Annotated in this window: 8 protein-coding genes; 4 read left to right on the top strand and 4 right to left on the bottom strand. The window is 72.6% G+C overall.

Going from position 1 to position 13602, the window contains the following annotated elements; translation table 11 throughout:
• Positions 1–37: 37 nt before the first annotated feature.
• Both ACZ4FH_RS18285 and coaA read right to left on the bottom strand, forming a co-directional pair.
• Positions 38–1015, bottom strand: coding sequence for a DUF389 domain-containing protein (locus ACZ4FH_RS18285; RefSeq protein WP_467305774.1), 978 nt, complete (start codon positions 1013–1015; stop codon positions 38–40).
• A 38-nt stretch (positions 1016–1053) separates the two neighbouring features.
• Positions 1054–2049, bottom strand: coding sequence for a type I pantothenate kinase (coaA, locus tag ACZ4FH_RS18280; RefSeq protein ID WP_383639952.1), 996 nt, complete (start codon positions 2047–2049; stop codon positions 1054–1056).
• 179 nt (positions 2050–2228) lie between these two features.
• Here coaA and ACZ4FH_RS18275 point away from each other — a divergent pair, with 179 nt between their 5' ends.
• Positions 2229–4340, top strand: coding sequence for a DUF7507 domain-containing protein (locus tag ACZ4FH_RS18275; RefSeq protein WP_467305772.1), 2112 nt, complete (start codon positions 2229–2231; stop codon positions 4338–4340).
• Positions 4341–4476: 136 nt separating this feature from the next.
• Here ACZ4FH_RS18275 and argG read toward each other — a convergent pair whose 3' ends face one another.
• Positions 4477–5922 carry an argininosuccinate synthase gene (gene argG, locus ACZ4FH_RS18270; protein ID WP_383639946.1) on the bottom strand — a complete coding sequence of 482 codons (1446 nt, stop codon included), beginning with the start codon at positions 5920–5922 and terminating at the stop codon, positions 4477–4479.
• Between the two features lie 224 nt (positions 5923–6146).
• Here argG and ACZ4FH_RS18265 point away from each other — a divergent pair, with 224 nt between their 5' ends.
• Positions 6147–9005, top strand: a complete 2859-nt coding sequence (locus ACZ4FH_RS18265; protein ID WP_467305770.1) for a M4 family metallopeptidase — start codon at positions 6147–6149, stop codon at positions 9003–9005.
• Positions 9006–9099: 94 nt separating this feature from the next.
• Here the strand turns inward: ACZ4FH_RS18265 and ACZ4FH_RS18260 are convergent, their stop codons facing one another.
• Positions 9100–10083 carry an Lrp/AsnC family transcriptional regulator gene (locus ACZ4FH_RS18260; RefSeq protein WP_467305768.1) on the bottom strand — a complete coding sequence of 328 codons (984 nt, stop codon included), beginning with the start codon at positions 10081–10083 and terminating at the stop codon, positions 9100–9102.
• A 137-nt stretch (positions 10084–10220) separates the two neighbouring features.
• Between ACZ4FH_RS18260 and ACZ4FH_RS18255 the strand changes: the two genes are divergently transcribed.
• Both ACZ4FH_RS18255 and glmS read left to right on the top strand, forming a co-directional pair.
• On the top strand, positions 10221–11723 hold the full coding sequence (locus ACZ4FH_RS18255; protein WP_467305766.1) for an MFS transporter: 1503 nt from the start codon (positions 10221–10223) through the stop codon (positions 11721–11723).
• 30 nt (positions 11724–11753) lie between these two features.
• Positions 11754–13601: a glutamine--fructose-6-phosphate transaminase (isomerizing) gene (gene glmS, locus ACZ4FH_RS18250; RefSeq protein ID WP_467305764.1), complete on the top strand. Its 1848-nt coding sequence runs from the start codon at positions 11754–11756 to the stop codon at positions 13599–13601.
• Position 13602 lies beyond the last annotated feature (1 nt).

Below are 13602 nucleotides of genomic sequence, written 5' to 3'. Positions count from 1 at the left end.
ACACGGCAGTCTCGGCGGGCCCGATCCTGCCGGGCCGTCACCGGGGCAGGCGCGCCCCGCTCTCGGCGTACCGCTCGGGGTGCCTGCGGTGGTGGCGCAGGGCCAGCTCCCACAGGCCCTTCTGCGCGAGCAGGGTCAGCGTTCCGGCCAGCACGATGCCCCCGAGGTTGGCCAGCAGCTGCTGGACCGAGCCCGTCATCTGGCTGTAGTCGCGGTAGCTGAAGGCCATCGCGGCGTTCGAGGCGGCCGGCACCGTCGTCACGGAGATCGCGACCCCGATCAGCGCGCCCGACTTGGTGGAGGTCAGCGAGAGCGTTCCGGCGATTCCGGCGAGGAACGCCACGACGAACGACATCCAGTCGGGCTGCCAGATGAACGACGTGTTGGGCCGGGGCGCCTCGATCATCGACGCGTTGAACAGCCCGAAGGCGTCCATCAGATAGGCGAAGCCGACCGTCAACGCCATCGCCACCGCGAAGCCGGCGACCAGCGCCCACAGCGAGCGCCACACCAGCCGGGGCGCGCGCTGGACCAGGGCCGTGCAGATTCCGGCGAGCGGCCCGAACTCGGGGCCCACCGCCATCGCGCCCACGATCAGGATCGCGTTGTCGAGCATCACACCGCAGGCGGCCAGCATGGTCGCCACGGACAGGAACGCCACATAGGTGAGGCTGAACGTCGACTCCTCGTGGGTGACGTCGGTCAGCTCCTCCCACAGGACGGCGTCCGCGCCCTCGCCCGGCGCCTCCTCCTCGGCGCGGTCGGCGCGGGCCGACAGCGTCAGGGCCGTGTTCTCCACGCTGATCGCCCCGGAGCGGGCCAGCCCGAGCGCCCTCAGCTCCCCGATCAGCGCGTCCCCGGCCTCACGGGCCACATCGCAGAGCACCACGTCGCCCGCCGGGTCGCGCGCGGCCCCGGGCAGGACCACCAGATGCGCGGTGCCGACCGTCGACTCCAGCAGAGCGGTCACCTCGCCGGTGCGGCCGGCGGGGACGATCAGGCGCAGATGCAGCACGACGCTCCTCGGAAGGCTCGGCCCCGGGGCCCGTCCCCCTAGAGCTTGCGCAGCGACAGCCGTTGCACCTTGTGGTCCGGGCCCTTGCGCAGCACCAGGGTGGCACGGCCGCGTGTCGGGGCCACGTTCTCCACGAGATTGGGCCGGTTGATGGTCCGCCACATCGTCGCCGCGTACTCCATCGCCTCCTCCTCGGAGACCTGGGTGTACTTCCGGAAGTACGAGGAGGGGTCCTGGAACGCCGTCGCGCGCAGCTTGCGGAAACGGTTGAGGTACCAGGTCTCGATGTCCTCGGGGCGGGCGTCCACGTACACGCTGAAGTCGAAGTAGTCGGCGAGCCCCACCCTGGTGCGGCCGTCCTTGCCGGGCAGGGCGGGCTGGAGCACGTTCAGCCCCTCGACGATGAGGATGTCGGGGCGGCGCACGGTGAGCCGTTCGCCGGGCACGATGTCGTAGATCAGGTGCGAGTAGACGGGCGCGGTGACCTCGTCCTTGCCGGCCTTGATGTCGGCGACGAAACGGGTCAGGGCCCGCCGGTCGTACGACTCGGGGAAGCCCTTGCGCGACATCAGGCCGCGCGCGCGGAGCTCCTTCATCGGCAGCAGGAAGCCGTCCGTGGTGACCAGCTCCACCCGGGGGTGCTCCGGCCAGCGGGCCAGCAGCGCCTGGAGGATGCGGGCCGTGGTGGACTTGCCGACGGCGACGCTGCCCGCGACCCCTATGACGAAGGGGGTGCCGCGCTGCGCCCCGTGCCCGTTCCCGGCGTCCCCGAGGAAGGTGTTCAGCGCGCCGCGCAGCCCGGAGGTGGCCTGGACGTACAGGTTCAGGAGCCGCGAGAGCGGCAGATAGACGTCGCGGACCTCGTCCAGGTCGATGACGTCCCCGAGTCCGCGCAGCCGCTCGACCTCCTCGGCGCTGAGCGGCAGCGGCGTCCGGTCGCGCAGTGCGCTCCACTCGGCCCGGGACAGGTCGACGTACGGCGTCGCGGCGGGCTCGGTGCGACGCTGCGTGCTCCGGGACGGCGAGGTGATCACGGGAACATTGTTGCGGGAGTTCGACAGGAGTACGAACGGGACGGGGGGTGGGCTCGGTCACGCCGTCGTACGCCGGGCCCGGCCGTTCGGGTCCGTACCGGTTGCGCCATTGCGGCGCCCGGCCGGGGGCGGGCGGCGTGGTGCGCGAACCGCCTCGAACGCGTTCTTACTGTCACTTTATGCTACGAAACCATCCCAAGGCGTCCCGCCGCAGCCGTGTGGTGCCGGCGACCGGAGCCGTGGCCCTGACCGCGGCCGTCATGGCCGCCCTCCTCGTCCCCGGGACCGTGCCGGTCGGCCACGCCGCCGCCACGGGCCCCGCCCTGGTGGACGAGACGTTCACCGGAGCGACGGCCGACAGCGACTTCACGGCCGTGGGCCCGGCCTGTCTGACCGGGGCCGCGCCCGCCACCCCGCCGTCGGACGACGCGGCCCACCCGCTGGGCGGCTGCCCGGACCCGGGGGTGGGCCCCGTACCGCCCCGCAACGCGGCGCCGCACGGCTACCTCCAGCTGACCGACGCGGGCAACGACCGCTCGGCCGCGGTGATCCACAACAAGGCCCTGCCCGCCAACGAGGGCCTGGAGGTCTCCTTCGACCAGTGGCAGTACGGCGGCTCGCCCGTCGCGAACCCGGCCGACGGCATCTCGTTCTTCCTGGTCGACGGCGCCGCCGACCTCTCCGCGCCGGGCGCCTTCGGCGGGAGCCTGGGATACGCGCAGAAGCTGCCGGACGACGATCCGGGCCGGGAGTTCCTGCCGGGCGTCGCCCACGGCTACCTCGGTGTCGGCCTGGACGTCCTGGGCAACTACTTCGGCGACTGGGAGCACCGCGGCAACGGCTGCGCGCGGCGTTCCCCCGCCGGTACGGGGTTCCGCATCCCCGGGCCGGGCGCCAACATGGTCACGGTGCGCGGCCCCGGCAACGGCACCGAGGGCTACTGCTTCCTGGCCGCGACCACGGACAACCTGACGACGGACGCGCCCTGGCCGTCCACCCTGCCGGGCACGCTGCAGGGGCCGACGACGGCGGCCGACCTCCCCGCGGGCACGACGCCCGAGCAGGCCGAGCAGATCCTGGAGGCGTCCCGCCGCACGGTGACGGTCCGGCTCAGCCCGGCCCCCGACCCGGTGCTGACGGTCCTCGTCGACTTCCACGACGGCAACGGCGCCCAGCAGGTCCTGGAGACGGCCGCGCCGCAGCCGGTCCCGGCGACGTACAAGTTCGGCTTCGGCGCCTCCACCGGTGCCTTCACCGACGTCCACCTGCTGCGCACCCTGTCCGCGCGGTCGCTGAAGCCGCTGCCCCGGCTGAACCTGGTGAAGCAGGTCAGCATCGCCGAACCCCTGCCCGAGGTGATCGTGCCGGGGACGCGGGTGCCGTACGAGTTCGTCGTGACGAACGCCGGGGAGACCGACCTCACCGACGTCACGGTCGACGACCCCACGGTCGGGCCGGTGGACTGCCCGTCCACGACGCTGGCCGTGGGCGCGACGATGACCTGCACCGCGGCGTACACCGTCACCCCCGCCGACGCGGCCCGGGGCTACGTGGCGAACACGGCGCGGGGACACGGGAAGAGCGGTGACGAGGACGTCGAGTCCCCGCCGTCGAGCAACGAACTCCCGCTGGGCGGACGCACCGGCCTCGCCCTCGACAAGCTGGTGGACGACTCGGAGCCGTACGAGGCCGGGGACGAGGTGGAGTACACGTACGTCGTCAGCAACGTCACCGACACCCCGATCGAGGACGTGGCGGTCCACGACGACCGGCTGAGCGACGTCACCTGCGCGTCCACGACGCTGGCCCCGAAGGGGACGCCGGGCGACAGCACCACGTGCACCGGTACGTACACGGTGAGCGAGGAGGACGTGGAGCGCGGGCGCGTGCACAACACGGCGGTGGCGACCGGCAACGGCGGCTCGGTGACGTCCCCGCCGGCCGAGGCGGCGATCGAGGTCACCGCGCCGACGCCGACCCCGACGCCCACTCCGACCCCGACCCCGACCCCCACCCCGCACCCGACGCACACCCACACCCACGGGCCCAAGCCCACCCACAGCCCCACCCGCACGCACCGCCCCACCCACGGCCCCACCCACACCGACCGGCCCACGAACCGTCCTCCGTGGCCCGGACCGACGTCCAGCGGCGGCGGACACCACGGCGGCCAGATGCCCGACACCGGAGCGTCGGACCTGATGCCCCTCGGGATCGCCGCGGTGGCCATGGCCGCGGGCGGCACGCTGTTCCTGACGCGGCGGCGGCCGGGGAAGGGGCGCGCGCACTGAGGTGAGGGCGGCCGGTCGCGACGGCCGGCCGCCCCGCCGTACATGAGACGAAGGCCGGCCGGGCCCCTGGAGCAGGGGCCCGGCCGGCCTTCGTGCGGACGCGTCGCGGTGAGGTGTCGGTGATGCGTCGCGGTGACTAGTCCGTGCCGAACTCCATCGCGGCGCGGTCCAGCATCTCGTCGTCGTCGGAGACCTCGCCGCGGGAGGCGATGGCCTCGGCGCCGCCCTCGGGCAGGGTGCCGATCAGGCCGGTCGCGGCGGCCTGGGCCGCGCCGATCGCCGGGTTGGCGGTGCCGATGAGGCCGATGCCCGCGTACTGCTCCAGCTTGGCGCGGGAGTCGGCGATGTCGAGGTTGCGCATGGTGAGCTGGCCGATGCGGTCGACGGGGCCGAACGCGGAGTCCTCGGTGCGCTCCATGGAGAGCTTGTCCGGGTGGTAGCTGAACGCCGGGCCCGTGGTGTCGAGGATCGAGTAGTCCTCGCCGCGCCGCAGCCGCAGCGTCACCTCGCCGGTGACGGCGGCGCCGACCCAGCGCTGGAGGGACTCGCGCACCATCAGCGCCTGCGGGTCCAGCCAGCGGCCCTCGTACATGAGACGGCCGAGGCGGCGGCCCTCGTTGTGGTACTGGGCGAGGGTGTCCTCGTTGTGGATCGCGTTGACCAGACGCTCGTACGCGGCGTGCAGCAGGGCCATGCCCGGGGCCTCGTAGATGCCGCGGCTCTTGGCCTCGATGATCCGGTTCTCGATCTGGTCCGACATGCCCATGCCGTGGCGGCCGCCGATGGCGTTGGCCGCCATGACCAGGGCGACGGCGGACTCGAACTTCTCGCCGTTGATGGTGACCGGGCGGCCCTGGTCGAAGCCGATCGTGACGTCCTCGGTCTCGATCTCGACCGAGGGGTCCCAGAACCGCACGCCCATGATCGGCTCGACGGTCTCCACCCCGGTGTTCAGGTGCTCCAGGGTCTTCGCCTCGTGCGTGGCGCCCCAGATGTTGGCGTCGGTGGAGTACGCCTTCTCGGTGCTGTCGCGGTACGGCAGGCCGTGGGCGACCAGCCACTCCGACATCTCCTTGCGGCCGCCCAGCTCCGTGACGAAGTCCGCGTCCAGCCAGGGCTTGTAGATCCGCAGGTGCGGGTTGGCGAGCAGGCCGTAGCGGTAGAACCGCTCGATGTCGTTGCCCTTGAAGGTGGAGCCGTCGCCCCAGATCTGCACGTTGTCCTCGAGCATCGCGCGCACCAGGAGCGTGCCGGTGACGGCGCGGCCCAGCGGCGTGGTGTTGAAGTACGCCCGGCCGCCCGAGCGGATGTGGAACGCCCCGCACGTCAGCGCGGCCAGGCCCTCCTCGACGAGCGCGGCGCGGCAGTCGACGAGGCGCGCCAGCTCGGCGCCGTACGCCTTGGCGCGGCCCGGGACGGAGGCGATGTCGGGCTCGTCGTACTGGCCGATGTCGGCGGTGTAGGTGCACGGGACGGCACCCTTGTCGCGCATCCACGCGACCGCGACCGAGGTGTCGAGGCCGCCCGAGAAGGCGATGCCGACGCGCTCGCCGGCCGGCAGGGAGGTGAGGACCTTAGACATAGGAAGATTATGCATCATCTCGCATGATCATGCAAAACAGGGGTCTCCCTTACCTCGGCACCCGGGCGCGGCGCAGCCCCCGTGGCGGGGGTGCAGAGAAGTGGGCACCCCCACTAGTGGCCACCGGTCACGCATTGTCTGCGGCCCGTAGCGCCACTTCCATGGCGGCAGCGAAGACCTCGCGAACCCCGTGAAGCAATGTCGTGCCACTGGAGGGAACCATCGTGCGGAGCTCAGCACGCAGAGCGGTCAGATCGTCAGGAGCCCGTGGCGGCACAGCCGTCGGCCAGGGCGTGGCGGCGCTGCTCGCCGCCGCCGGCCTCGTCATGACGGCCCTGCCCGCCGCCCACGCGGACACCGCCCCGGCGGCCGCCGCGTCCGACGTCACCCCCGGCACCGAGACGGACACCCCGTCGCTGGTGACCGGTCTGAACGAGCAGGTGTCCGCCACCGCCCCGGCCGCCGACGCGGCCCGCGGCCACCTCAGGGCGAAGACCGGCCGCTACCACATCGCGGACACCTCCGCGAAGGAGCTCGCCTCCCTCGGGACCACCACCGAGAAGGGCGGCAAGGAGACGGTCCGTCTCCAGCAGAAGTACAAGGGCGTCGAGGTCCTCGGCGGCCAGTACGTCGTCCGGATGACGAAGAAGGACGGCAAGCGCGCCGTCACCGGCACCTCCGGCAACTACTTCACCGAGCTGAAGCTGGACACGGTCACCCCGAAGGTCTCGGAGAAGACCGCGGTCGACCGCGCCGTCGCCGCCGTCTCCGCGCAGTTCGGCGGCGGCCTCCTGCGCGCCCCGGCCAAGGGGGAGAAGGCCGGGACGCGGGCGTTCACCGGCACGGCCGGCGATGTCACGGTCCTTCCGCAGGGCACCGGCGTGCTGACCCGGCACATCACCGTCACGGGCGTGAACCCGGCCGACGGCTCGCCGGTCCAGCAGGAGGTGTACATCGACGCGCACTCCGGCTTCCCGGTCATGCAGTACAGCGGCATCCAGACCTTCGGCGCGACGACCGCGGCCACCGGCTCCGCCGAGACCCCGGCGGCCCCCGCCGACGCCTCGGCCGCGGCGGCCGACCAGCTGGTCGTCAAGGGAAGCGGTGTCCGCTACAACGGTCAGAAGGTCGACATCAATCTGTACCAGGACACCAAGGGTGGCCTGCAGATGATCGACTACAGCAAGCGCGCCGCGGACTCCCCGTACGAGGGTCCCATGATCGCCACCTACGACGCCCGTGGCCGGGAGGCCGGCGCAGCCTCCGGAGTCTGGCCCGTCGGCGTCAAGTACTTCCAGCCCACCACCCCGGAGCTCGGCGAGGACTACACCGAGTCCGGTGCCGTGGACGCCCACTGGGCGGCCGGGAAGGTGTACGACTACTACAAGAAGCACTTCGACCGGAACAGCCTGGACGACAAGGACGGGTACATCTACTCCCTGGTCGGAGTCGTCAGCAACGGCATGCCGTACAACAACGCCTTCTGGGACGGCACCAAGATGGTGTACGGCCAGGGCGGCGGCGACTACCGCACCTTCTCCGCCGACACCGACGTCGTCGGCCACGAGATGACCCACGGCGTCGTCACCCACACCGCGAACCTGGTCTACGCGGGCCAGTCCGGCGCGATGAACGAGGCCATCGCCGACTACTTCGGCAACGCCATCGACCTGGAGGCCAACGGCCAGTCGATGGACGACCCGGACGCGGGCCTGCTCGGCGAGGACCTGTGCACCACCGCGGGCCCCCGCGAGTGCGCCCTGCGCGACCTGAACGACGGCGCCACCACGTCGAAGAACTTCATCGGCGTCACCTACGGCGGTGACAACGGCGGCGTCCACCTCAACTCCACGATCTTCTCCGGCTCCCTCTGGGACATGCGCCAGGACCTCGGCGCCGAGTTCGCCGACCAGATCGTCTACCGCGCGCTCTCCGCCTACATGACGCCGCTCGACGGCTTCACCGAGGGCCGCGCCGCGGTCGTCGCCGCGGCGAAGGAGCTGGGCGCCACCAAGGCCCAGCTGAAGATCGTCACGCGCTCCTTCGACGCCCACGGCATCGTGCCCGGCTGGGAGAAGGCGCTCGGCGTCGACACCGACACGCTCATGTCCAAGGTCAACATCTACAACACCGGCGTCGGCGCCGGCGGCGGCAAGTACGCCGTCTCCCGCTCCAACGAGGACGGCAGCGAGCCGTACTCGGTGTGGCTGGGCAACACCTCCGGCAAGGGCCAGCCGCAGCTGGTGAGCGCCAACAACGGCGACTACAACGTCTACGCCAACACCGACGGCAAGACGGTGGTCTGGGCCGACTACAGCAGCGGCGGCGTCAAGATCATGGCGCGCCCCGTCAAGGGCGGCCTCGCCAAGGTGGTCGACGCCGTCGGCAGCAACGTCTCCGGTCTCGTCGTGGACGGCGACTACGTCGCGTACACCGTCGTCAACCCGCAGTACGGGGTCACCAACGTCCGGTACGTCAACATGAAGACCGGTGAGGTCGGCCTGGTCGACGGCGGCCGCCCCGCCCGTGTCTCGGGTCTGCCCTCCGTCAAGGACGGCAAGATCGCGTACGTGAAGCTGGCGCCCGACGCGAACGGGAACCCGGTCCTCGGCGTCGACGTCTTCGACGGCGCCACCCACACCACGACATCGATGCCCGTCGCCCCCGACGCCATGGGCGTCGGCCAGACCGCGATCACCGACGACGGCGTCTTCTGGATCGAGGACGGCGACGCCACCGACGACGGCCAGGCCGCCGTGCGCCGCGCCGGCCTCGACGGCTCCGACCTCCTCACCCTCACCCCGGAGGCGGGCGCGGGCTCCCTCTACGCCTACTCCCTCTCCGCCTCGGACGACGCCGTCAACGTCTCGACCGTCCTCCCGGCCACCTGGTGGGCCAACGACACGATGATGAAGCTCTACCAGGTCGCGCCCGACGGCAAGGGCGGCCCGCAGCGCGTCTCCTGCAACCGCGGTGAGCAGGCCTACGGCGACTCCGACGAGGGGCAGCGCGTCCTCTGGCTCGACGGCACCACCGGCTCCACCAACCTCGTCAAGCGCGACCGCCCGGCGGGCAGGTGCTGACACCGGCCTAGCCGGCGCGACAACGGAACAACGGCACCACCGAACGCGGCGGCCGGACTCCTTGGGGGGAGTCCGGCCGCCGTTCGCGCACCCGCTACCCCCGGAACGGCCGGTACGTCAGCTGTTTCAGCCGGCGCAGGCACGGCATCGTCTCGACGTGTTCGACGCCGTCCAGGCCGCCCAGGCTCTCGCTGAGGTAGCGGTAGAGGTGGGCGGTGTCGCGGGTGACGGTGACGGCCATCAGGTTGGACGGGCCCGTCATGGCGGCGGCGTAGGCGACCTCGGGGTGGGCGGCGAGGGTCCGGCCCACGCGGTGGAGGGCGTGCGGGGCGGTGGTGATGGAGAAGAGGGTCTGCATGCGGTAGCCGAAGTAGTCGGTGCTGTATTCGGTGTCGATGTAGAGGGCGCCCGAGGCCACGAGCTGGGCGAGGCGGCGGCGGACGGCGGACTCGGAACGGCCGGTGGCCCTCTGGAGCTCGGGGTACGGAGTCCGCCCGTCGCATTCCAGCGCGGCGACGAGGGGTTCGTCCTCGGCGGTGATGAGGGGGGCGCCGGGCGGGCCCGGGTACGGGGGCGGGGTGAGGGCGGCGATCTGGCCGGGCGTCAGCGCGCCGCTCTTGTGGAGCCAGCCGTACGGGCCGCCGTAGAACCGGTGCAGCAACTGCTGGGCGCGGATGTCCACGATGTGCGGGGTGCGCGGGAGCCGGCCGAGGAGCAGGTCGTCGGTGCCGCCCCGGGAGCGCGTCCCGGCGGTGCACGTGACCTCCGTACCGCCCGAAGTGAGGGTGACCCACGAGGTGTCCGGACGTTTGGCCAGGGCCTCCGCGATCGCCGTCGCCCCCTCGGGCGCGCAGCGCACGCGCAGCAGCCAGTGGTCGAGCGCGTCGTCGGTGGCCGCGCAGCGCACCCCGACCACGCGCAGGGCCGCGTCCGTGCGCAGCCGGCGCAGGCGCCGCGCCACCGTCTGGTCGGAGACGCCGAGCACGGCGGCGATCCGGCTGTAGGGGGCGCGGCCGTCCAGCTCCAGCGCGTGCAGCAGCTGGAGGTCGAGGAGATCGTGCGAGCGGGCGGATTTCATGCGAGGCGGCCTCGGTGATGTCGGATTCCGTCGGATGTCCGGCCGTGGCTGGGGGAGTACTCCGGCCTGGAGCGATCGTACGGGGGCGGTCGCCGGCCATCCGGGACGGTGCCGCACCGACACCGCCGGGAGAAGACATGCGCAAGTGGGGGCCGCTCACCGCGGTCTGTCTGGGGACGTTCATGCTGCTGCTCGACGTCACCATCGTCATCGTCGCGCTGCCCGACATGGCTCGGGCGCTCGGCGCGTCGCTCGCCGATCTGCAGTGGGTCATCGACGGGTACGCGCTGGCGCTCGCCGCCCTGCTGCTCGGCATCGGAGCCGCGGCCGACCGGCTCGGACGGCGGCGGGTCCACCTCGCGGGCACCGTGCTCTTCGCCGCCGCCTCGCTCGCCTGCGGGCTGGCCGGCTCGCCCGCCGTGCTGGTCGCCGCGCGCGGGGTGCAGGGAGTGGGCGCCGCCGCGATGTTCGCGACCACGCTGCCGCTGATCGCCGCCGCCTACCAGGGGCGCGACCGCTCCGTCGCGCTCGGGCTGTGGGGCGCGGTGAGCGGCGGCGCGGCCGCCGTCGGCCCCGTCGTCGGCGGACTGCTGACCGAGGGGCCCGGCTGGCGCTGGATCTTCTACGTGAACCTCCCGGTCAGCGTCGCCGCCGTCTGGCTGACCGCCCGGACGCTGCCCGAGTCGTACGGCGAGCGCGGGCGCCGGACCGACTGGGCCGGGACCGCGGCCTTCGCCGTCTTCGCGGCGGCCGCCACGTACGGCGTCGTCGGGGCCGGCGGCGGGGGCTGGACCTCGGGCCGCGCCCTCGCCGCGTTCTCCGTCGCCGCGCTCGCCCTGCTCTGCTTCGTGCTCGTCGAACGGCGCGCCGCCCACCCGCTCCTGGAGCTGTCGCTGTTCCGGACGTCCGCGTTCACCGGGGTGATGGCCGGGGCGCTCGCGTACAACACGGCGGCCTTCGCCGTCCTCCCGTACACCTCCATCTGGCTCCAGACGGTGCTCGGGCTCAGCCCGGTCCGGGCCGGGCTGGCGCTCCTGCCGCTGGCCGCCACGGCGTTCGTGGTGTCGGCGGCCGGAGGGCGGCTGCTGCACGGGGTCGCGCCGCGCTGGACGCTCGGCACCGGCCTCGTCCTGACCGGGGCCGGCACGCTCGGCACGGCGGTCCTCGGCGCGGGTTCCTCCTGGCCCGCCCTGCTGCCCGGCCTCGTCGTCGCCGGCCTCGGCACCGGACTGGTCTCCCCGGCCCTCGCGGGCGCCGCCCTCGCCGCCGTACCGCCGGAGCGCTCCGGCATGGCGGGCGGTGCCGTGAACACCTTCCGCCAGCTGGGATACGCCCTCGGCGTGGCCGTGCTCGGCACGGTCCTCACCTCCCGGATCGGCACGACGCTCGGCGCGGAGCGGGCGCACGCCCTCGCGGGCGGCGGGGCGCAGGGGCTGCGCGCGGCCGGGGCGCCGGAGCAGGTGCTGCGCTCGGCGTTCGCCTCCGGCCTGAACACGGCCGCGGCCGTCGCCGGGGCCACCGGGATCGTCGCCGGGCTGCTGGTCCTCCTCCTCGTGAAGGGCGGACGGGCGGCGGACCACGGCGGAGGCGGTGCGCGCGCAGGGCTTGAAAAGGGGCTCGCTTCTGCGAATATGCGATGAATAGGGGGTAATCGGCAGAAAAGGGCAGCCATGTGCGGAATCGTGGGTTACGTCGGTGGGCAGTCGGCGCAGGACGTCGTCGTCGCGGGTCTCAAACGGCTGGAGTACCGGGGCTACGACTCCGCCGGGATCGCGGTCCTCGCCGACGGCGGGCTGGCCGCCGCCAAGAAGGCCGGGAAGCTCGTCAACCTGGAGAAGGCGCTGGCCGAACGGCCGCTGCCGGTCGGTGCCGCCGGCATCGGCCACACCCGGTGGGCCACCCACGGCGGCCCCACCGACGCCAACGCCCACCCGCACCTCGACAACGCCGGACGCGTCGCCGTCGTCCACAACGGCATCATCGAGAACTTCGCCGCGCTCCGCACCGAACTGGGCGGCCGGGGCCACGATCTGCGCTCCGAGACCGACACCGAGGTCGTCGCCCACCTGCTCGCCGAGGCGTACGCGCAGAGCGGGGACCCGGCCGAGTCCATGCGCCAGGTCTGCCGCCGTCTGGAGGGGGCCTTCACCCTGGTGGCCGTGTTCGCGGACGCCCCCGACACGGTCGTCGGGGCCCGGCGCAACTCCCCGCTCGTCGTCGGCATCGGCGAGGACGAGGCCTTCCTCGCGTCCGACGTCGCCGCCTTCATCGCCCACACCCGCTCGGCGGTCGAACTCGGCCAGGACCAGGTCGTGGAGCTGCGCCGGGAGGGCGTCACCGTCACCGGCTTCGACGGGGAGCCCGCCGAGACGCGTGCGTACCACGTGGACTGGGACGCCTCCGCCGCCGAGAAGGGCGGTTACGCCTCCTTCATGCTCAAGGAGATCGCCGAACAGCCCAAGGCCGTCACCGACACCCTCCTCGGCCGCATCGACCCCGAGGGCACCCTCCACCTCGACGAGGTCCGCATCACCCCCGGCGAACTGCGCGAGGTCGACAAGGTCGTCGTCGTCGCCTGCGGCACCGCCTTCCACGCCGGGATGATCGCCAAGTACGCCATCGAGCACTGGACCCGCATCCCCTGCGAGACCGAGCTGGCCAGCGAGTTCCGCTACCGCGACCCGATCCTCGACCCGCACACCCTCGTCATCGCCATCTCCCAGTCCGGCGAGACCATGGACACCCTGATGGCCCTGCGGCACGCCCGCGAACAGGGCGCCAAGGTCCTCGCCATCTGCAACACCAACGGCTCCACCATCCCCCGCGAGTCCGACGCCGTGCTCTACACCCACGCCGGGCCCGAGGTCGCCGTCGCCTCCACCAAGGCGTTCCTGACCCAGCTCGTCGCCTGCTACCTCGTCGCGCTCTACCTCGGTCAGATCCGCGGCACGAAATGGGGCGACGAGATCCGCGCCGTCATCCGCCAGCTCTCCGAGATCTCCCGCTCCGTCGACCGGGTCCTGGAGACCATGGGGCCGGTCCGCGAACTGGCCCGCTCGCTCGCCGGCCACGACACCGTCCTCTTCCTCGGCCGGCACGTCGGCTACCCGGTCGCCCTGGAGGGCGCGCTGAAACTCAAGGAACTCGCGTACATGCACGCCGAGGGCTTCGCCGCGGGCGAGCTCAAGCACGGGCCCATCGCGCTCATCGAGGACGGGCTGCCGGTCGTCGTGGTCGTCCCCTCACCGGCCGGGCGCTCCGTGCTGCACGACAAGATCGTCTCCAACATCCAGGAGATCCGCGCCCGCGGCGCCCGCACCGTCGTCATCGCCGAGGAGGGCGACGACGAGGTCGTCCCGTACGCCGACCACCTCATCCGCGTCCCCGCAACGCCTACGCTGCTTCAGCCGCTGGTCGCGACCGTCCCCTTGCAGGTCTTCGCCTGCGAACTGGCCACCGCCCGCGGCAACGAGGTGGACCAGCCGCGCAATCTGGCGAAGTCCGTCACCGTGGAGTGAG

Source organism: Streptomyces sp. NPDC024555 (assembly GCF_055559335.1).
Note: the sequence above shows the minus strand (reverse complement) of the source record. Positions and strands in the feature narration are given on the sequence as shown.